Genomic DNA, 20,561 nt, shown 5'->3' with positions numbered 1-20,561 from the left:
AAAATGGCAAAGGATACTACGTTTGAAATTCGGGCCGGTCATGGCCAGCAGTTGGGGGCGAATTATGACGGGAAGGGAGTTAACTTCGCGCTGTTCTCCGCTCACGCCGAGCGGGTGGAGCTCTGTCTGTATGACCCGTCCGGGAAAACCGAAATCGCCCGGCTGACGCTTCCGGAATATACCCATGAGGTCTGGCACGGTTACGTCCCCGATCTGCAGCCCGGCGCGCTGTACGGCTATCGCGTCTACGGTCCTTACGACCCGGAAAACGGTCACCGCTTCAACCCGCATAAGCTGCTTATCGACCCCTACGCGCGTGAACTGGTGGGCGATATCGACTGGAACGACGCCCATTTCGGTTATGAGCTGGGGCATGACGAGTTAGATTTAAGCTTTGATACGCGGGACAGCGCGCCGTTCACGCCGAAATGCAAGGTCATCGACCCGAATGCCTTTGACTGGCAGGACATCAACCGGCCGAAGGTGCCCTGGTCGCATACCGTTGTCTATGAGAGCCACGTGAAGGGCTTTACCCAGATGAACCCGGCCATTCCGCCCGAGCTGCGCGGAACATTTGAGGGGATGGGACACAAAGCCTCGGTCGACTACATCAAGAGTCTTGGCATTACCTCGGTTGAGCTGCTGCCGGTTCACTGGTTCCCGGACGATCAACACCTGCTCGACCGTGGCCTGAAGAACTTCTGGGGCTATAACACGCTCGGCTTTTTTGCTCCGGCGTCGCGCTATTACGGCCCCGCGGGCATCCAGGGCTTTCGCGATATGGTGCGCGCATACCATGATGCGGGCATCGAGGTGATTCTGGACGTGGTGTATAACCACACGGCGGAAGGGAATGAGCTTGGCCCTACGCTCTCGTTTAAAGGGATTGATAACTACAGCTACTACCGCACGCTGCCTGACCAGCACCGGTATTACATCAACGACACCGGCACGGGAAACACGGTCAATACCTCGCACCCGCGCGTGCTGCAAATGGTGATGGATTCCCTGCGCTACTGGGCAGAATCGATGCACATTGACGGTTTTCGCTTCGACCTGGGGACGATACTGGGTCGCGAGCCCGAAGGGTTTGACCCGCGCGGCGGTTTCTTCGACGCCATAACCCAGGATCCGGTGTTATCCCGCCTGAAGCTGATTGGTGAACCCTGGGATATCGGCCCCGGCGGGTATCAGGTGGGCGGCTTCCCGCCGGGCTGGGGCGAGTGGAACGACAAATACCGCGACACCGTGCGCGAGTACTGGAAGGGGGACAACGTCTCCACGGACTTTGCCGCGCGCCTGCTCGGTTCAGGCGACCTGTACGACCTGCGCGGGCGTCGTCCATGGGCCAGCGTCAACTTCATCACCGCCCACGACGGCTTTACGCTGAATGACCTGGTGTCGTACAACGAAAAGCATAATGCCGACAACGGCGAGGACAATAACGACGGCCACAACGATAACCGGTCATACAACTACGGCGAAGAAGGGCCAACCGAGAACCCGGACATCATCGCCACCCGCGAGCGGCAGAAGCGTAATTTCCTGACCACGCTCTTATTTTCACACGGCACGCCGATGCTGCTGGCGGGCGATGAGTTTGGCCGATCGCAAAAGGGCAACAATAACGGGTACTGTCAGGACAGTGAGATCTCGTGGATCGACTGGAAAGGGCTGTCCGAAAACGACGCGACGCTGCGCGAATTCACCCGCCGTTTGATTGCTCTTCGCGCCGCGCAACCGCTGCTGCGTCGTGAAAGCTGGCGCGACGGGCTGGAGATCCGCTGGTTCAATGCCGGAGGCGGCGCGCAGCAGGCCGAGCAGTGGGATGAAGGCTCGACGCTCGGGGTCTCCATCAGCAGACCGGATCTCAAACAGGAGGAAGGCATCTGGCACGACGTGCTGATGCTGTTCAACCCGTTTGAAGGCACCGTGCCGTTCCAGATCCCGCAGTTTGGCGAGGGGGGATGGGTGCTGGAACTGTCCACGGCGGATGAGGCTGCCGCCGGGACAGCGATCACCGAAACCGTCGAGTACGAACTGGCCGGACGCAGCATTACCCTGTTCCGACGTCCTTAGCCTTAGAGTGATGCCGCCGCGCGGGCGGCGGTGTCATACAGGGAGGAGATCGTGCGTAACAGCTGCGCGGTTTCTCCGATCGATTTCCCGGCAATGCCGCTCTCCGCGTGGATCGCAATTAAACACGCTTCGCGCACGTCCCGGTACTTCATGCACAACGCTTTCCCTTCCTCAGTGGTGGAGAAAAAGAGCTCTTTGCCCGCTTTCTCACTCGTCACGTAGCCCGCTTTGACCAGCTTTTTCAGGGCATAGGTCACCACATGGGTATCTTCCACGTTGAGAACGAAACAGATATCGGCCAGCTTTTTCTTGCGATCGCGGTGGTTCACGTGATGGAGCAGCGAGACGTCAAAGGCGCCCATGTCGGGCTCGCCCGCTGCAGTCATGCAGCGCACCATCCATTTGTTGAAGGCGTTGCTGGTCATGATCAGCGCGTATTCCAGCTCTGACAGTTCCGCGCAGCGCTCAGAGACCAGATGGCGGGAAGAGACGATCCGGCCGTCGTTGATATCGTCGTGATGGGGGGTAGCACTCTTTTCTGAGGTCATAACGTTCCTTAGCCAGAAATGTAAACTCATCGATAAAATAAGAACATTTTATTGATAAATTGTTTACATGTTTTTGAGGTTCAGATATAGCTTTTTAGCGCAGGTTTTCCGAAACCTGACGAAAAACACAACATCGCTCGCCGCAAATTAAAAAAATAGCCGTCGGCGCGCAACGCTCACTTTGGATAGGGTAAACGTTATGGACGGTACTACGCTGTTGCCGCTGATCGGGATACCGATCGTGGTTATTGGTTTTGCACTGCGCTTCAACCCGCTGCTGGTGGTCGTGGTGGCGGGGCTGGCGACGGGTCTGCTGGTCGGTATGGATTTCGGTATGCTGCTGGAGACCTTCGGCGAGAAGTTCGTGAACAGCCGATCGTTGGCGACCTTCATTCTGATCCTGCCGGTGATTGGTCTGCTGGAATATTACGGACTCAAAGAGCGAGCGCAGGCCTGGGTGGCGAAGATCGCCAGCGCCACTTCGGCGCGTATTCTGATGCTTTACTTTGTGGCGCGTGAAGGCACGGCCGCGCTGGGGCTGATGTCGCTGGGCGGGCATGCCCAGACGGTACGCCCGCTGCTGGCCCCGATGGCCGAAGGGGCGGCGCTGAATGAATACGGCGAGCTGCCGCAGCATATTCGCGACAAAATCAAAGCCCATGCCGCCGCGTGTGACAACATCGCGGTCTTCTTTGGGGAAGACATCTTTATTGCCTTTGGCGCGGTGCTGCTGATTGACGCGTTCCTGAAAGAGAACGGTATTCAGGGCATCGAACCGCTGCATATCGGCCTGTGGGCTATCCCAACCGCCATTGCGGCATTGGTTATTCATATGACGCGCCTGCTGCGCCTCGATGCCAGCATCCGTCGCGATGTGATGGCCTGGCGCGCGGAGCAGGGTACGCAGGAGGCTGCGCAATGATGACGCTTATCACCATTAACCGCGTGTACTACCTGATTGGCTTTGTCGTGATGCTGCTGGTTGTGATGACCCTGCGCGATCGCGCCAACCCTAAACGCTTTACCACCGCGCTGTTCTGGTTCTTGTTTGGCGGGATTTTCCTGTTTGGCGACCTGATGGTGCAGGAGCTTGGTAAATCCCTGGCGTACCGGATCATCGGCGGCGGCGTCATCGCTATCGCGCTGCTGGCGGGTTTTGGCCTGGTCGGGAAGGGGCACTATAAAATGTCCACCGAGGAGGAGCGCGTCGCGTCGTCACATCGACTCAAAAACTGGCTGTTCCTGCCTGCGCTGATGATCCCGGTAGTGACGGTTATCGGCACCCTGTTCCTGAAGGGGGTGTCGATTGGCGGCGTGTTCCTGCTCGATCAGAAACAGCTTACCCTGGCGGCGCTTTGCGTGGCCTGCGTCGCGGCGATCCTCACCGGCTGGTGGCTTACCAAAGGCACGCCGCTGCATGCGGTTCGCCAGTCTCGTCGTCTTGTCGATACCATCGGCTGGGCGGTGATCCTGCCGCAGATGCTGGCCATGCTCGGCGGGGTCTTCGTGGTGGCGAACACGGGCGACTCGGTGCAAAAAGTGGTGAGCCTGTTTGTGAACCCGGATAGCCGCTTCATGCTGGTGGTGATTTACTGCGTGGGGATGGCGCTGTTTACCATGATCATGGGCAACGCCTTTGCGGCCTTCCCGGTGCTGAGCGCCGGTATCGCCTTGCCGTTCCTGATCAACGTGCATCACGGCAACCCGGCGCCGCTGCTGGCGATTGGCATGTACGCGGGCTATTGCGGCACGCTGATGACGCCGATGGCCGCGAACTTCAATATCGTTCCCGCCGCGCTGCTGGAGCTGAAAGATAAATATCAGGTAATCAAGATCCAGATCCCGACCGCGTTAACCCTGCTGGTGGTGAACGTGTTCCTCATGTATTTCCTCGTGTTTCGCTAAGGAGCTGTTATGGAATTAACGCAACATCAGGCCGACGCGTTTGCCCGCATGCCTTTGACCTATTTGCGCCAGGAATACCCGAACCACATCATGCACCTGCTGAATGATGATGGCGACGTGCTGCCGCCTCGTGAACTGCATCCGATTTTCTACGGCTGTTTCGACTGGCACTCGGCGGTGCACGGCTACTGGCTGCTGCTGCGCTGCGTGCGCCTTTATCCAGAATTGCCGTGCCGGGATGCGATCGTCGCGCTTTTTGACGAGCACCTGACAGAAGAGAACGTGGCGAAAGAGCTGGCCTATTTCACCGCACCGTTCCGCGCCTCGTTTGAGCGGCCATACGGTTACGGCTGGCTGCTGGCGCTGGCCCAGGAGCTGAAACAGTCGTCGCTGCCGCAGGCCGCAGGCTGGTATCAGATGCTGGAGCCGCTCACCCAGGACATTCGCAACCGGCTGATGGATTACCTCGGCAAGCTTACTTATCCGATCCGCGTCGGGACCCACTACAACACGGCGTTTGCCCTCGCGCTGGCGATCGATTACGCCCGTGCCGTGGAAGACCGCGCGCTTGAGCAGGCGATTCTGACTGCGGCGGAGCGGTTTTATCTCGCCGACACGCGCTATCCGGCGCACTACGAACCCGGCGGTGATGAGTATATTTCCGGGGCACTGACGGAAGCGCTGCTGATGAGCAAAGTGTCGGCGGACTTCCCGGCCTGGTTTGACGCGTTTCTGCCGGAGGTGGGCTCCGTTGCGGCACTGATGAACCCGGCGGAGGTGAGCGATCGTACCGACCCGAAAATTGCCCATCTGGACGGATTAAACCTCAGCCGCGCGTGGTGCATGAAGCATATTGCCCGCGCGCTTCCCGCCAACCATCCTGCGCAGCAGGCGCTGCGTGATGCGGTGGCGAAACACCTGACGGCGAGCGTCGAGCATGTTGTCGGCAGCCATTACAGCGGCGGGCACTGGCTGGCGAGCTTTGCGCTGCTGGCGCTGGAGTAAACGACTGTGCAGCGACGCAAGGCGCTGCACAGAATCAGGCTGACGCCGAACAGCAGTGCACAGTTATTAACCCAAAGTTCTGTTTCGCCTCAACTTCTTTGATTTTTAATGCGATCAATACCTTAGATATATTTTTTTCTGTCGTTTCTCCGGAAACAGATATCTTTTTTACTATCGCAACAGTGTACGATAATCGACCCAATACCCATGATAAGTAAGTGGTTAATATGGCTGTTATACCTTTGTTACCAAAAGAAGGCATCGCGCTTGTATTGGCAAACATGAGGATTGCTAGAGTGCATGGTATGAGTAGAAATATGGCTATCCCTACAACCTATTTTTGGTTTTATCAAAAAGTAAGAAATAGGGGGCCATGGGATTACAAGCAAGGACACCCTGAGTTAGCGAACTTTGGGAACTTCAATTATGGTTCGGCTGGTTATGCTGCCGGGATACCATCAGAAACGTTATTGATGGGGGCTGGATGGGCGCAGGAAAGAGCTAAAACTTCCAAAAAGAAATGGGGGCACTGGTATCAAAAACCGCCTTATGGAGATGATCCTCACGATCAGTTTTGGATAAGGCAAGGAATTGAATATGCAAAGAAATACGGTTATTAAATGGCTTCATTGCTTACTCACATCGATTCTATTACTCGTTGTTTGTGGGTTTCTGGCATACCAATATTATTTTAATGCACCACCTCACGATAGCTTTGTCAGTAAACAGAAACTATCTGATTCCGTGACACTGTACATAACAAAATATGATGATGGAGGCGCTACGGTGTCGGATGTTTACCGCTTCTACTTGGATAAAGACAACAGCGGGAACATTATGGAAGCCCTTGAAGATCGATCACCATTCCTTGAAGCCAATACAAGCACTGTTACAGCTTCTGCTTATGGGAACACGGTAAATGTAAAAATCACGGGCAAGGTCTATTCATTCACTAATTCGGATCTGTTCTATGCCGATGGTGTAGCGATCATGCCTGTAATTAACCTCATAGCCAATGGAATAAGAGATTAATTAACATAAGGAGTTATAGAAATGGCTGTACCAGTGCACCTCTTTTTGAAAGACGATGGCGGAGCAATGATCCGTGGCGGTTCTGATGTTGCAGGCCGTGAAGGAAGTATAGAGCTTAGAGATCTGATCCATAACCTGAGCATTCCAACAGATGAAGCAACAGGTAAACTTACAGGTACTAGGCAACACTCAGCTTTCAGTTTAACAAAAGCAATTGATTCATCTTCACCCTATCTATACAAAGCAGTAGCAACTGGTCAGACGCTTCAAAGTGCTGAATTAAAGTTCTATCACATCAATGATGCTGGTCAGTAAGTGGAATACTTCAACATTCTTATGGAAGGTGTGAAAGTCATTTCAATAACTCCAATAATGCATGATACAAGAGATTGCCCCGGTACTGGGCACATGGAAAATGTATCTTTGCGATATGCAAAAATCACATGGAAAATTCTGGACGGTAATATTCATTTCAGTGATGCGTGGAACGAACGTCCAATATCGTAAGTTCAGCAGCTTGAGATTGATGACAACCCCTGCCATCAACAATTAAGCCGTCTTTCTTGCCGGGTGGCGCTGCGCTTACCCGGCCTACATTCTTCACCGTTGTAGGCCCGTGCAAGCGTAGCGCCGCCGGGCGAATCAGGCTGACGCCCGAACCGCAGGGCGCAGCCTGCTCAGGCTAAACAACACCGATCCCGTCGAGGCGATGACGGCTATCCATAGCGCAAAATGCACGGCCCGGTCATCAAACGTTTGATGGCCTGACCCGGCCGTCGTGGCCAGCAGCACGCCCACCGCGGCGGCACCAAGACACTGGCCGAATGTCCTTACAATCGACAGTACCCCTGAGGCATAGCTGGCATGCTCCCGCGCCACGTTAGAGAGCATTTCCCGGTTATTGGGGCTCTGGAAGCAGCCGAAGCCAATCCCGCAAACCAGACTTCGCAGGCAGATATTCCATGCGGAAGGGCTGTCCGGCAACGTTGCCAGCAGGACTAACCCGCAGACAAAAATCATCAGCCCGAGGGTCGAAATCAGCGGCGCGGAAATCGTATCTGCCCAACGCCCCGCGTGCGGCGCTATCAGCACAATTCCAATCGGCCATGGGGTGAACAGCAGCGCGGAGACCACCGGGCTATAGCCATATACGCTCTGAAACAGAAACGGCAGCGCGATAAACGTGATGCCCTGGCTCACAAACGAGGCCAGCGAGGTCAGCGCGGCGAGGGTAAAGCGGGCGTTTTTGAACATCACCGGCGGCAGTAAAGGATTTTGCGCGCGCCGGATACGCCAGATAAAGGCGAGGGCGCTGACCAGCGCGAGAAGCCCCCAGCCTACCGCCTCCCGGCTAACGTGCTGCGTTACGCTCTGAAGGCTGTTGGCCATCATGATTGCTGAACCTAACAGTACGGCCGAAAGCACGGCGCCCGGCGCATCAAAGGATGACCGGTCAACAGCCGACTCCCGCGGCAAGGCACGCCATGCCAGCAGCAGGGCGATGCTGCCGGGAATAATGTTAATGGCGAACAGCCACTGCCAGCTCAGCGCGTCCAGTATCGTCCCGCCCAGCACGGGGGCAATCGCCGTGCTGGAGGCGATAAGCAGGGCGTGCAGCCCCAGAATGCGGCCAAGCAGCCGTCCCGGGAAAACGGAACGCAGGATCGCCGGGGCGATACTCAGAGTGGCCGCGCCGCCGATGCCCTGCAGAATGCGCATACCGGTTAGCATTTCCGGCGTGGTTGCCAGCGCGCAGCCGAGAGAGGTGAGCGTAAAGGTGGCAAGCCCGGCCAGAAAGACCGGGCGATAGCCCACGCGCGCCGCCAGCGCCGCGAAGATGGCTAGCGTCATTGCCGCTGACAGCAGATAGCCGTTGGCGAACCAGACCGCAACGTTCGCGGGAACCTCCATTGCCCTTGCCATAGAGGGCAGCGCGATGTTGATCATGGTGCCGTCAAAGACGCCCATTAGCGTGGTGGTCATGACGGCGGCCAGAACCCGGGCGCGTTCATGCCCGGGTAGACCTTCATCGCCGGGCAGGTTTGAAAATAGCGTCATCGTCGTCACTCCGGATAAGAATATTGATGACGAAACTATAGTCATGCGGTATACAGGGCGGAAGACGCAGCGTTTGCACTTTATCGTTGCATATAACGCCTTATCTGAGGATTTACCGTGTCCGATCCTGATTTTAACCTTCTGGTTGCGCTCGACATTCTGCTGGCAGAAGCCAGCGTGGCGGGCGCGGCGCGGCGCTTAAACCTGAGCACCTCCGCCATGAGCCGCACCCTGAGCAGGCTGCGGGAGGTGACCGGCGATCCTATTATGGTGCGGGCCGGTCGACATATGGTGCTGACGCCCTGGGCCGAAGCCACCCGGGACCGCGCCAGAAGCGCGGTGCATGAGGCGAGGGCGGTGCTGCAGCCCTCCACCGATGCGCTGAAGGTGGAAAGCCTCGAGCGGCTGTTCACCATCCGCGCTAACGACGGTTTTGTGGTGGCCTTTGGGCCACTGCTTATTGCCGCAGTGGCGAGCGTTGCCCCCGGGGTGTGCATCCGTTTCTCGCCGAAACCTGAAAAAACGTCGCGCTATTTGCGTGAGGGGCTTGTCGATCTGGAGATCGGCGTGCAGGGCAATATGGGGCCTGAAATACGGCTGCAAAGGCTCTTTCAGGATCGGTTTGTTGGCGCGGTGCGTAAGGGACACCCGCTGTCATCACAGCCTGAAGTCAGCCTGAGCGATTATATCGCCTGGGGCCATGTGGTGGCCTCACCGGACGGATCGCTACACGGGTTTGTCGATGAGGCGCTGGCGGAGCGCGGGCTGAAACGCAAGGTCGCCAGCGTGGTACCCGGTTTTCCGACGGCGCTGTCCGTGGCGCTGGCCTCCGATCTGGTTGCCATGGTGCCGGCGCTGTACCTGCTCAACCAGCCGATGACCGAGCGCGTACACGTCTTTGAACTGCCCTTTAAGACCCGAACCATTACGGTTTCACAGATGTGGCACCCACGCATGGAGAGGGATCCGGGGCACCGGTGGCTCAGAGAGAAGGTGCTGGAGGTGTGCCGCGATGTGCGCTGACGGCTCAGGCAACCTTTCCCGGTACGGTGAGGATGAAGCGCGTCGACACCGCATCCGATTCCACGCGGACTTTACCGTGATGCGCGGTGACGATGGACTTCACGATGGCAAGCCCAATCCCGCTGCCTTCCCCCTTACGCTGTCTGGACGGATCGACGCGGTAAAAGCGGTCAAACAGCTTCGACAGATGTTCCTGCGGGATTGGCGTGCCGGGATTTTCTGTCACCAGCTCAACGTCGTTATCCCGTTTTCTGATGGCGACCGTCACCGTTTTGCCCGCTGGGGTATAGCGCAGGGCGTTGGATAACAGATTATTGATTGCTCTTCTGAACATCTGCGGGTCGCCTTCTATCAGGCAGGGCACCCCGTTAAAGGCCAGCGTGACGTTGCGCTCTTCCGCCCAGGCCTCGAAGAAGTCGAAGACTTTCATCACCTCAGCGCTCAGATCAAACATCACCCGGTCAGGGATCAGCTGATTGTTGTCCGCCTGCGCCAGGAAGAGCATATCGCTGACCATCCGGGTCATCCGGTTGTACTCTTCCAGGCTGGAGTACAGCACATCTTCCAGCTCCTTCTGCGTCCGGTGCTGGCTCAGCGCGATTTCAGTTTGCGTCACCAGGTTGGTGATGGGCGTTCTGATTTCGTGCGCGATATCGGCGGAAAAATTAGCCTGTCGGGTAAAGACATCTTCTATTTTCCCCATCATATGGTTGAACGAAATAACGAGTTGCTCCAGCTCAACGGGGACGCGGGACGGCTCCAGTCGCGCATCCAGGTTTTCGGAGGTGATATTTTTAATGGCGGTGCTGACATTACGCAGGGGTAAATGTCCCTGGCGAACCGCGATGCGAATAACAAGCACAATCAGCAGGCTGATCGCCGCGGCAATCGCCAGCAGATTCTTTTTCAGCGCCTCCAGGTAGTGCAGATGAAAATTAATGGAGAGCCCGATCAGCATGACGTAGCTTTGCGTTTTGCCCTGCAGCGTCGCCGTTCCTGAAGAGGCGATAATCCGGTAGGTTTCCATCTTCATGTCGGACCCGGCATGCATGGCTGGCGTCTGGCCCTCGACCGTCCAGAGAAACACATCCTGTGCCTGACGATGTTCGCTAAAGTTCGCCGTGTTCATCGCCGGGCGTAATGCCGCCCCCTGTGCCGAGCTGAACAGGGTATTTCCCTGCGGATCCAGAAGCAGAACGGCAACGTTGCGGTAGCTGGCGATCGACTCTTTGATCTTACTGATTTTCTTTTGATCGGGATCGGCCGGGGATTGCAGTATGCGGTGCATCGCGGTGCTGATTTGCTGCAGGTCGCTGATATCCTGCTCGGCGAAATGCTTTTCAACGGAATGCAGCATAAACCAGGTAAAGGCGAAGAAGGCCAGGATCGTGGAGAGACTGATAAAAAAGGTCAGCCGCAGGGCGAGAGAAAAAGGGCGCCTGGGGAGCTTAACGCGCATCCGGCACCTCCAGCATATAGCCCACGCCGCGCACCGTCTGGATCAGCTTCGGTTCAAAATCGTTATCGACTTTCGCACGCAGCCGCTTTACCGCCACGTCAATCGCGTTCGTGTCGCTGTCAAAATTCATGTCCCACACCTGGGAGGCAATCAGGGAGCGGGGAAGCACCTCGCCCTGATGACGCATGAAAAACTCCAGCAGGCTGAACTCCTTGCTGGTGAGCAGGATGCGATTGCCCGCCCGGCTCACTTTTCTCGACACCAGGTCAACCGTCAGGTCAGCCGCCTGAAGCTGGCTTTGTGCAATCACCGTATTCCCGCGTCTTAGCAGCGTCCTGACCCGGGCGAGCAGTTCAGCAAAGGCAAAAGGCTTAATCAGGTAATCATCAGCACCCAGCTCAAGCCCCTTAACCCGGTGTTCAATCGTGCCGAGCGCCGTCAGCAGCAGGATGGGCATCCCTTTGCCGGCAGAGCGGAGCATGCGGACAATATCCCAGCCGTTCACATCGGGCAACATGATATCCAGAATCAGCAGGTCATATTCCGCAGTCATGGCGAGGTGGTACCCGGTCAGGCCGTTATCCGCGTGGTCCACGACAAACCCCGCCTCAGTCAGCCCCTTGCTGAGGTACTCACCGGTTTTCTTCTCATCTTCAACGATCAGTATTTTCATCTTGCTCCCCTGACTGGCTGCTGATGACATTCTATTGCGCTCGCGACCGTTAACAATGACTTACGCCATAAATGACAACATTGTCATTATCCTGTCACCCGTCAAACAGGATGCGTTCAGTAGAGTAGCCCTAAAAATACTCTGGAATTCATTTGAACCGCTATGTTCCTGTTAAAACGACTAAGCATCAGTACGGTATTGATCCTGGCAGGCTGCGTCTCGCTGGCCCCTGAATATCAGCGCCCGGCGTCACCGGTACCCCAGCAGTTTTCGCTCTCGCGTAACGGCCTGACGCCTTCGGTGGCCGGGTATCAGGACACCGGCTGGCGCAACTTCTTCGTCGACCCTCAGATAGCAGGATTGATTACAGAAGCCCTGAAGAACAACCGCGATGTAAAAATGGCCGCCCTGAAGGTTGAAGAAGCCCGGGCCCAGTTCAACGTGACGGATGCGGATCGTTATCCTCAGCTGAATGCCTCCTCGGGCATCACTTACAGCGGGGGGCTGACAAGTGACAAATCCACCGCACAGCAGTACGACGCGGGTCTTGCGCTTAGCTACGAACTCGACTTTTTCGGCAAGCTGAAGAACATGAGCGATGCTGACCGACAAAACTTTTTTGCCAGCGAAGAAGCCCGTCGCGCCGTGCATATTCTGCTTGTCTCTAACGTGTCGCAGAGCTATTTCAACCAGCAGCTGGCGTATAAACAGCTGCGTATCGCGCGGGAAACGCTGAAAAATTACCAGCAGTCTTACGCTTTTGTTGAGCAACAGCTGGTGACGGGCAGCACGAACGTCCTGGCGCTGGAACAGGCCCGGGGGCAGATCGAAAGTACCCGGGCAGATATTGCTAAAAGAGAGGGAGAGCTGGCGCAGGCCAGTAATGCCCTGCAGCTGGTCCTCGGAACGTATCGTGCGCTACCGGGCGACGGCGGAATGAACGCCAGCGATATTGCGCCGGTAACGCTGCCGCCGCGTCTTTCATCGGCAATCCTGCTGCAGCGCCCGGATATTATGGAGGCGGAGTATCAGCTTAAAGCGGCCGATGCGAATATTGGTGCGGCGCGCGCTGCCTTTTTCCCGTCCATTTCCCTGACCAGCGGGCTTTCCACAAGCAGCACGGAGTTATCCAGCCTTTTTACGCCCGGAAGCGGCATGTGGAACTTTATTCCTAAAATAGACATTCCCATTTTTAATGCGGGCAGGAATAAAGCCAACCTGAAGCTGGCCGAAATTCGCCAGCAGCAGTCGGTTGTGAATTACGAACAAAAAATTCAGTCCGCCTTTAAACAGGTCGCCGACGCGCTCGCGCTGCGGGACAGCCTCAGCCAGCAGCTTGCTGCGCAGCAGCGGTATCTTGATTCGCTAAACATCACCCTGCAGCGTGCCAGAGGGTTATATTCCAGCGGCGCGGTCAGCTATATCGAAGTACTAGACGCGGAACGCTCGCTGTTTTCCACACAGCAAAACATTCTCGACCTTATTTATGCCCGACAGGTTAATGAAATTAATCTCTTCACCGCGCTGGGCGGCGGTTGGGTCGAATAACCTCATTTAATTAAACAGGAAAATAAACATGCGCAATTCACTTAAGGCCGTTGTATTCGGTGCAATCTCCATTATGTATTCTGCCGGCCTCCAGGCTGAGGTTCATCAGCACGCGGAGATGAATGCCGCCAGCGAAGGGACCTCAGAGCAGATCGTCACCGGGACGGGCATCGTGAAGGACATCGATCTCACGAACAAAAAAGTCACGATTTCTCATGAAGCCATCCCGGAAATTGGCTGGCCCGCGATGACCATGCGCTTCACCTTTATTCAGTCGGACGAGAGTATCAAGGCCTTAAAAGTCGGCAGTCACGTGAATTTCTCGTTTATTCAGCAGGGCAATCTCTCTTTACTGAAGAGCATTAAATAGCGAGAAACGGCATGGCCTCTTTGAAAATAAAATACGCTGCCGTGATAGTCAGTAGCCTTATTGCGGGAGGGCTGTTCTCGGTGACGGCATGGCAGGCTCTTCATTCATCGGCAAAAACAGAAAATAGCGCGCCTGAAAGAAAAGTGCTTTTCTGGTATGACCCGATGAAGCCCGACGTTAAATTCGATAAGCCCGGTAAATCGCCGTTTATGGATATGGATCTGGTGCCGAAATACGCGGATGAGAATGACGAAAAAAGCGGTGCCGGTATCCGTATTGACCCGACGCAGGTCCAGAACCTGGGATTAAAAACGCAAAAGGTGACGCGCGGAACGCTGAATTATGCCCAGACGATCCCGGCGAACGTCAGCTATAACGACTATCAGTTTGTCATTGTGCAGGCGCGCGCGGAAGGATTCGTTGAGAAAGTGTATCCGCTGACCCTCGGCGATAAGGTGAAGAAAGGCACGCCGCTTGTTGATATCACGATCCCGGACTGGGTCGAAGCCCAGAGCGAGTTCCTGCTGCTTTCCGGTACCGGCGGTACGCCCACGCAGATAAAAGGGGTCCTGGAACGGCTTCGGCTGGCCGGCATGCCGGATGACGATATTCAGAGGCTGCGTGCGACCCGCACTATCCAGACCCGCTTTACCATCAAGGCGCCGATTGATGGGGTCATCACGGCCTTTGACCTGCGCACCGGCATGAATATTTCCAAAGATAAGGTAGTGGCGCAGATCCAGGGGATGGATCCGGTCTGGATCAGCGCGGCGGTCCCTGAGTCGATTGCTTATCTGCTGAAAGACACCTCGCAGTTTGCCATTTCGGTACCGGCTTATCCGGATAAAACCTTCCCGGTTGAAAAATGGAGCCTTCTGCCGAGCGTGGATCAAACCACCCGTACGCTGCAGGTGCGCCTGCAGGTCTCTAACAAAGATGAACTGCTGAAGCCGGGCATGAATGCGTACCTGAAGCTGAATACCCAAAGTCAGGAAATGCTGCTGATCCCGTCCCAGGCCGTTATCGATACCGGCAAAGAGCAGCGGGTCATTACCGTTGATGCAGAAGGGCGCTTTGTGCCGAAGCCTGTCCACGTTCTGCATGAATCTCAGCAACAGTCCGGTATCGGCTCTGGCCTGAATGAAGGGGATTCGGTGGTGGTGAGCGGTCTGTTCCTGATTGACTCGGAGGCCAATATTACCGGCGCGCTGGAGCGCATGCGTCAGGCTGAAACCGCTGACGACGCGCATTCAGGCCATTAAGGAGACGATGATGATTGAATGGATTATCCGGCGGTCGGTCGCCAACCGTTTCCTGGTCATGATGGGCGCGCTGTTCCTCAGCGTCTGGGGGACATGGACCATCATCAACACGCCGGTCGATGCCTTGCCCGATCTGTCTGACGTTCAGGTGATTATCAAAACCAGCTATCCCGGCCAGGCCCCGCAGATTGTTGAAAACCAGGTCACGTATCCGCTCACCACTACGATGTTGTCGGTTCCCGGCGCTAAGACCGTGCGCGGGTTTTCTCAGTTCGGTGATTCGTACGTGTATGTCATTTTTGAAGACGGAACCGATCTGTACTGGGCCCGTTCTCGCGTGCTGGAGTACCTGAACCAGGTTCAGGGCAAACTGCCTGCCGGCGTGAGCTCCGAAATCGGCCCGGATGCCACGGGCGTGGGCTGGATCTTTGAATATGCGCTGGTGGATCGCAGCGGAAAACACGATCTCGCAGAGTTGCGCTCGTTGCAGGACTGGTTCCTCAAGTTCGAGCTGAAAACTATCCCGAACGTCGCTGAGGTAGCCTCGGTCGGCGGCGTGGTGAAGCAGTATCAGATTCAGGTGAACCCGTTAAAGCTGGCTCAGTATGGCATCAGCCTGCCCGAGGTTAAGCAGGCCCTTGAGTCGTCTAACCAGGAAGCAGGGGGATCGTCAGTTGAAATGGCAGAAGCGGAGTATATGGTCCGCGCCAGCGGCTATCTGCAGACGATGGACGATTTCAATAACATCGTCCTGAAAACCGCCGAGAACGGTGTGCCGATTTACCTGCGCGACGTTGCCCGCATACAAACGGGGCCGGAAATGCGCCGCGGTATTGCCGAACTCAACGGGCAGGGTGAAGTGGCGGGTGGCGTGGTGATCCTGCGTTCGGGCAAAAACGCGCGCGAAGTCATTACGGCGGTAAAAGACAAGCTGGAGACGCTGAAGGCCAGCCTGCCGGAAGGCGTTGAGATTGTCACGACCTACGATCGCAGCCAGCTCATCGACCGGGCTATTGATAACCTGAGCGGCAAGCTTCTCGAAGAGTTTATCGTGGTGGCCATCGTCTGCGCGCTGTTCCTCTGGCACATCCGCTCCGCGCTGGTGGCGATTATCTCTCTGCCGCTTGGCCTGTGTATCGCCTTTATCGTCATGCACTTCCAGGGGCTGAACGCCAATATTATGTCGCTGGGAGGCATTGCCATTGCCGTCGGTGCGATGGTGGATGCCGCCATCGTGATGATTGAAAATGCGCATAAACGGCTGGAAGAGTGGGATCATCAGCATCCCGGTGAAGACATTGATAACGCCACGCGCTGGAACGTCATCACCAATGCCTCCGTTGAAGTGGGGCCTGCACTGTTTATCAGCCTGCTGATCATTACCTTATCCTTCATTCCGATTTTTACCCTTGAGGGGCAGGAAGGGCGGCTGTTTGGTCCGCTGGCCTTTACGAAAACGTACGCCATGGCGGGCGCAGCCGCTCTGGCCATTATCGTCATTCCGATTCTGATGGGGTTCTGGATCCGGGGGAAAATACCCGCAGAGAACAGTAACCCGCTGAACCGACTGTTGATTAACGCCTACCATCCGTTACTGACTAGGGTGCTCCACTGGCCAAAAACAACCCTGCTGGTTGCGGCCTTGTCCATCTTCACGGTTATCTGGCCACTGAGCCAGGTGGGCGGCGAGTTCTTGCCAAAGATCAACGAAGGTGACCTGCTGTATATGCCGTCAACACTGCCGGGCGTCTCTCCGGCAGAAGCGGCGGCGCTGTTACAGACCACCGACAAGCTCATCAAGACCGTCCCTGAAGTGGCCTCTGTGTTTGGTAAAACGGGTAAAGCAGAGACCGCAACGGACTCCGCGCCGCTTGAAATGGTGGAAACTACCATTCAGCTCAAACCGGAGAATGAATGGCGGCCCGGCATGACGATTGACAAGATTATTGACGAACTCGACAAGACCGTTCGTTTGCCTGGCCTGGCGAACCTCTGGGTACCGCCGATCCGCAACCGTATCGACATGCTTTCCACCGGGATCAAAAGCCCAATTGGTATCAAGGTGTCAGGGACCGTTCTGTCGGATATCGACGCGACGGCGCAGAGCATTGAGGCGGTAGCCAAAACGGTACCGGGCGTGGTGTCGGCCCTGGCTGAACGTCTGGAGGGCGGGCGCTATATTGATATCGATATCAACCGGGAAAAAGCCTCCCGTTACGGGATGACGGTGGGCGATGTGCAGCTGTTTGTTTCATCGGCCATCGGCGGTGCGACGGTGGGTGAAACGGTGGAAGGCGTCGCCCGGTACCCGATTAATATTCGCTATCCCCAGGACTACCGGAACAGCCCGAGCGCGTTAAAGCAGATGCCGATCCTGACGCCGATGAAGCAGCAAATCACGCTGGGCGACGTCGCGGAGATTAACGTGGTTTCCGGCCCCACGATGCTGAAAACGGAAAATGCCCGACCTGCGAGCTGGATATATATCGATGCCCGCGGCAGGGATATGGTGTCGGTGGTGAACGACATTAAGACCGCCATCAGTCAGAACGTAAAACTCAGACCGGGAACCAGCGTGTCGTTCTCCGGACAGTTTGAACTGCTTGAGCATGCCAACAAGAAGCTGAAGCTGATGGTGCCGATGACGGTGATCATCATCTTCATTCTGCTCTATCTGGCGTTCCGACGCGTGGATGAGGCGTTGCTGATCCTGATAAGCCTGCCTTTCGCGCTGGTCGGAGGGATATGGTTCCTGTACTGGCAAGGCTTCCATATGTCTGTCGCAACCGGCACCGGGTTTATCGCTCTGGCCGGGGTGGCGGCAGAGTTTGGGGTGGTTATGCTGATGTATTTACGCCATGCCATTGAAGCGCATCCCGCGTTGTCCCAGCGCGAAACATTCACCGAACAGGGGCTTGATGACGCCCTTTATCATGGCGCCGTGCTGCGTGTGCGGCCAAAGGCGATGACCGTCGCGGTGATTATTGCCGGTCTGCTGCCCATTCTCTGGGGTACCGGTGCTGGTTCCGAGGTCATGAGCCGGATAGCAGCGCCCATGATTGGCGGGATGATTACGGCGCCGCTGTTATCGCTGTTTATTATTCCTGCGGCGTATAAGTTAATCTGGTTGCGCAGGCATAAAAAGCCATAAAAAAATCCCGCCGGTAGCGGCGGGATTTTTACGGGATGAATTCTTAGCGCGTCTGGCTAATAAGCTTGCGCCAGGCTCTGTTATGAAGAGTAAACAGCAGCATTTTATAGAAAGCGGTAGAGAGGATACAGCTGCCGCTAAGCCCCAGCATGACAATACTCACCAGCGCCGCAGTCAGGCTGACGCCCGGAGCAGCGCTACCGCTCAGCGCGACCAGCAGATAGGCTGCCGTTAATACCAGGCTTATTACCGCCAGCGTAAGGTGTAACCGCACGGCGCGCATGCTGCCTTTGCCAATCATAAATATGGTCACGCCATTAATGCCGGCGAACAGCAGGGCGATCAGCACAACCCACACGAATGCGCGTTCGGCTGGCTGGCCGAGTGCGGCGAGTACGCCATACCCAAGCCACAGCTGCGGAATGGCGAAACTGACAATCACCCCGAGCGTACTGACCGCCGCAGGAATACCCATGGTGTGTAGACCCACAGGTTTGCCCATTTCGTTGGCCAGCTGCGTCTTGAGCTGCTGCAGCTGTGTCGGGGCGGCATTGTCTATCCTGGCGGCCACCTCGTTACAGTGTTGCAGTCGACGGGGGGATTTTTTAATCCTGCTAATAATCAACGTGTTATTCCTTTCTAATTTTGTGTGCGGGCAAATAAAAGGGAATAAACCCATAGGCAGCGATAGCACACCAGACAGCGAATAATATGCTTCAGGCAGGCGTTGCAGAAGCGAAAGGGTGGTCTATGCTGAAAAACGAGACCTGCCATTCACGGGTGTCCTGAAAAATAATAAGAATTTAGCCTCTGGGGTAGTGGTGATGAACAGGATCCTGCTGGCAGCGTTAACCTATCTTTTCGCCTCAATCACATTTTATGCTTCTGCCGCAGAACCTCGCCAGGAGCCCACCGAGCAGGAGCGTGCTCGCACGGTCTACATTTTCCATCAACCTGTTGTCATGCTGCAGGCGAAGTTTGGCCTTACCACCCCGGAAGAACGTGTTTTGCGTATTCGTAATACATTGCGCAACTTTACCCAGGCCGATGTTCGCGAACCACTGAAGATTATCCCTGTTACCCGTTACAACCAGCAGGGACGGTTGATTGTGATGAACAGTAAGCCAGTGATGCTTCTGACTGAAGCCGATCTTGATGAAGGGGACGATCTCACCCTCGATCAGGCCGCAGAACGTGTGTTAACGCGGCTGGAAGCGCAACGCACCGCTTTGCGCGATCAATTCAATCCGGCATGGCTGGCTCTCTCGGTGGTAAAAACAGCCGCTGGCCTGCTGGTATTAGGGCTTCTCTACTACGGCGCCTGGCGTTCCTGGCGTGGGTTCCGTCGCATTTTTCGGCGGCGCATTATGGAAAACCGCAGTTGGGTACCGCACAGCTGGAGGCGATACATCGGTGCCATTGAAATCAAACTGTTTGCCCTGTTAATGATCGTTCTGGGGCTAATTGCCTTTTATATCTGGCTTAGCTGGGTATTCAGCCTGTTTCCATGGACGCGCGTATGGGGCACGTCGCTGGGGGATTGGTCGATTCGCGTCGTGCGGCAAATTGCCTTATCCATCGTCTCAGCATTACCAGGGCTGATGATTGTTCTGATCATTTTCCTGATTACTGCGTTCATTCTTAAACTTCTCAAAATGGTGCTCAACCAGGTAGAAGCAGGGCGGTTACAACTGCCCGGCATCCACCCTGAAACCGTGGGCGCCACCCGCAAGTTGATATCCGTTGCCGTCTGGCTCTTTGCGCTTTCAGCTGCGTATCCGTTTCTACCCGGTGCGAACTCGCTGGCATTTAAGGGCATAAGCGTTTTCTTTGGCCTGATGTTAACGCTGGGATCGGCAGGCATCATGAACCATGCCATGAGCGGCCTGGTGCTTATTTATTCTCGCGCGCTGCGCAAAGGTGATGTTATCCGCGTTGCGGATAACGAAGGAAAGGTCAGTGAAATCGGCATGCTCGCCACCAAAATAATCACCCGGGAGAACTACGTCGTGACCGTGCCTAACGCGGTTGTGGTGAGTGGAAAAATAACCAATTTGAGCGCGCAGCAACCGGATAGCGGTATCAACCTGACGGTAGGCGTTACCATTGGTTATGACACGCCGTGGCGACAGGTGCATGCCATGCTGGAACTTGCCGCAAAGCGGGCAAAAGGTATCGACCTTTCTGAACCGCCGCTGGTGAGGCAGTTAGGATTGATGGACTGGTATATCGCTTATGAGCTACAGGTTCGGCTTTTGCCGAACCAATCCCTTGCCGTCGCCCGTAATGAACTGCACAGCCACATTCAGGACGTCTTCAACGAATTTAATGTCCAGATCATGTCGCCAAACTTTGTCATGCAGCCGAAGGGCACCGTTATGGTGGAGAAGAACAACTGGTATGCTGCGCCAGCTTCGCCGCCGCAGGGTGAGAAATCTAGTGAATAAC

The 20,561-nt window shown here is 55.9% G+C and carries 17 protein-coding genes and 1 pseudogene; 13 read left to right on the top strand and 5 right to left on the bottom strand.

What is annotated here, in order from left to right; all coding sequences use genetic code 11:
- Nucleotides 1–3: 3 nt before the first annotated feature.
- Nucleotides 4–2,079, top strand: a complete 2,076-nt coding sequence (glgX, locus tag E3U32_RS21035; RefSeq protein WP_134350347.1) for a glycogen debranching protein GlgX — start codon at nucleotides 4–6, stop codon at nucleotides 2,077–2,079.
- A gap of 2 nt (nucleotides 2,080–2,081) precedes the next feature.
- On the opposite strand, the gene E3U32_RS21030 is transcribed toward glgX, so the two are convergent.
- Nucleotides 2,082–2,627, bottom strand: a complete 546-nt coding sequence (locus tag E3U32_RS21030; protein WP_047348472.1) for a winged helix DNA-binding protein — start codon at nucleotides 2,625–2,627, stop codon at nucleotides 2,082–2,084.
- A 199-nt stretch (nucleotides 2,628–2,826) separates the two neighbouring features.
- On the opposite strand from E3U32_RS21030, the gene E3U32_RS21025 reads away from it, so the two are divergent.
- From E3U32_RS21025 to E3U32_RS21000, 6 genes and pseudogenes are all read left to right on the top strand, one after another.
- On the top strand, nucleotides 2,827–3,549 hold the full coding sequence (locus tag E3U32_RS21025; protein ID WP_023327494.1) for a DUF969 domain-containing protein: 723 nt from the start codon (nucleotides 2,827–2,829) through the stop codon (nucleotides 3,547–3,549).
- Nucleotides 3,546–4,532, top strand: coding sequence for a DUF979 domain-containing protein (locus E3U32_RS21020; protein ID WP_134350346.1), 987 nt, complete (start codon nucleotides 3,546–3,548; stop codon nucleotides 4,530–4,532). The genes E3U32_RS21025 and E3U32_RS21020 overlap by 4 nt, the downstream gene beginning before the upstream one ends.
- A gap of 9 nt (nucleotides 4,533–4,541) precedes the next feature.
- The gene (locus E3U32_RS21015; RefSeq protein WP_134350345.1) at nucleotides 4,542–5,537 is read left to right on the top strand and encodes a DUF2891 domain-containing protein; all 996 of its coding nucleotides are present in this window, start codon (nucleotides 4,542–4,544) and stop codon (nucleotides 5,535–5,537) included.
- A 227-nt stretch (nucleotides 5,538–5,764) separates the two neighbouring features.
- Entirely contained in the window at nucleotides 5,765–6,157 is a 393-nt protein-coding gene (locus E3U32_RS21010) for a polymorphic toxin type 44 domain-containing protein (protein ID WP_134350344.1), read from the top strand.
- The gene (locus E3U32_RS21005) at nucleotides 6,135–6,569 is read left to right on the top strand and encodes a hypothetical protein (protein WP_134350343.1); all 435 of its coding nucleotides are present in this window, start codon (nucleotides 6,135–6,137) and stop codon (nucleotides 6,567–6,569) included. The genes E3U32_RS21010 and E3U32_RS21005 overlap by 23 nt, the downstream gene beginning before the upstream one ends.
- Nucleotides 6,570–6,590: 21 nt before the next feature.
- Nucleotides 6,591–7,076 (top strand): annotated as a pseudogene (locus tag E3U32_RS21000) (Hcp family type VI secretion system effector).
- A 135-nt stretch (nucleotides 7,077–7,211) separates the two neighbouring features.
- Here E3U32_RS21000 and E3U32_RS20995 read toward each other — a convergent pair.
- The gene (locus E3U32_RS20995) at nucleotides 7,212–8,627 is read right to left on the bottom strand and encodes an MFS transporter (protein ID WP_134350342.1); all 1,416 of its coding nucleotides are present in this window, start codon (nucleotides 8,625–8,627) and stop codon (nucleotides 7,212–7,214) included.
- Between the two features lie 117 nt (nucleotides 8,628–8,744).
- Between E3U32_RS20995 and E3U32_RS20990 the strand changes: the two genes are divergently transcribed.
- The gene (locus E3U32_RS20990; protein WP_134350341.1) at nucleotides 8,745–9,650 is read left to right on the top strand and encodes a LysR family transcriptional regulator; all 906 of its coding nucleotides are present in this window, start codon (nucleotides 8,745–8,747) and stop codon (nucleotides 9,648–9,650) included.
- A 4-nt stretch (nucleotides 9,651–9,654) separates the two neighbouring features.
- Here the strand turns inward: E3U32_RS20990 and E3U32_RS20985 are convergent, their stop codons facing one another.
- Both E3U32_RS20985 and E3U32_RS20980 read right to left on the bottom strand, forming a co-directional pair.
- The gene (locus tag E3U32_RS20985; RefSeq protein WP_134350340.1) at nucleotides 9,655–11,109 is read right to left on the bottom strand and encodes a Cu(+)/Ag(+) sensor histidine kinase; all 1,455 of its coding nucleotides are present in this window, start codon (nucleotides 11,107–11,109) and stop codon (nucleotides 9,655–9,657) included.
- Entirely contained in the window at nucleotides 11,099–11,782 is a 684-nt protein-coding gene (locus E3U32_RS20980; protein WP_134350339.1) for a copper/silver response regulator transcription factor, read from the bottom strand. Before E3U32_RS20980 ends, E3U32_RS20985 begins: the two co-directional genes overlap by 11 nt.
- A gap of 162 nt (nucleotides 11,783–11,944) precedes the next feature.
- Between E3U32_RS20980 and E3U32_RS20975 the strand changes: the two genes are divergently transcribed.
- Genes E3U32_RS20975 through silA form a run of 4 tightly spaced genes read left to right on the top strand, consistent with a single transcriptional unit; the run spans nucleotide 11,945 to nucleotide 18,113 of the window.
- The gene (locus E3U32_RS20975) at nucleotides 11,945–13,330 is read left to right on the top strand and encodes an efflux transporter outer membrane subunit (protein WP_134350338.1); all 1,386 of its coding nucleotides are present in this window, start codon (nucleotides 11,945–11,947) and stop codon (nucleotides 13,328–13,330) included.
- 28 nt (nucleotides 13,331–13,358) lie between these two features.
- Entirely contained in the window at nucleotides 13,359–13,700 is a 342-nt protein-coding gene (gene cusF, locus E3U32_RS20970) for a cation efflux system protein CusF (RefSeq protein ID WP_134350337.1), read from the top strand.
- Between the two features lie 11 nt (nucleotides 13,701–13,711).
- On the top strand, nucleotides 13,712–14,962 hold the full coding sequence (locus tag E3U32_RS20965) for an efflux RND transporter periplasmic adaptor subunit (RefSeq protein WP_134350336.1): 1,251 nt from the start codon (nucleotides 13,712–13,714) through the stop codon (nucleotides 14,960–14,962).
- A 10-nt stretch (nucleotides 14,963–14,972) separates the two neighbouring features.
- Nucleotides 14,973–18,113 carry a Cu(+)/Ag(+) efflux RND transporter permease subunit SilA gene (silA, locus tag E3U32_RS20960; protein WP_134350770.1) on the top strand — a complete coding sequence of 1,047 codons (3,141 nt, stop codon included), beginning with the start codon at nucleotides 14,973–14,975 and terminating at the stop codon, nucleotides 18,111–18,113.
- Between the two features lie 43 nt (nucleotides 18,114–18,156).
- On the opposite strand, the gene E3U32_RS20955 is transcribed toward silA, so the two are convergent.
- A complete protein-coding gene (locus E3U32_RS20955) occupies nucleotides 18,157–18,738 on the bottom strand; it encodes a hypothetical protein (RefSeq protein WP_286164437.1) in 582 nt (193 codons plus the stop codon).
- Nucleotides 18,739–18,937: 199 nt separating this feature from the next.
- Here E3U32_RS20955 and E3U32_RS20950 point away from each other — a divergent pair, with 199 nt between their 5' ends.
- Entirely contained in the window at nucleotides 18,938–20,560 is a 1,623-nt protein-coding gene (locus E3U32_RS20950) for a mechanosensitive ion channel family protein (protein ID WP_134350767.1), read from the top strand.
- Nucleotide 20,561 lies beyond the last annotated feature (1 nt).

The organism is Lelliottia nimipressuralis, from assembly GCF_004402045.1.
Lineage (GTDB): Bacteria > Pseudomonadota > Gammaproteobacteria > Enterobacterales > Enterobacteriaceae > Enterobacter > Enterobacter chinensis.
Note: the sequence above shows the minus strand (reverse complement) of the source record. Positions and strands in the feature narration are given on the sequence as shown.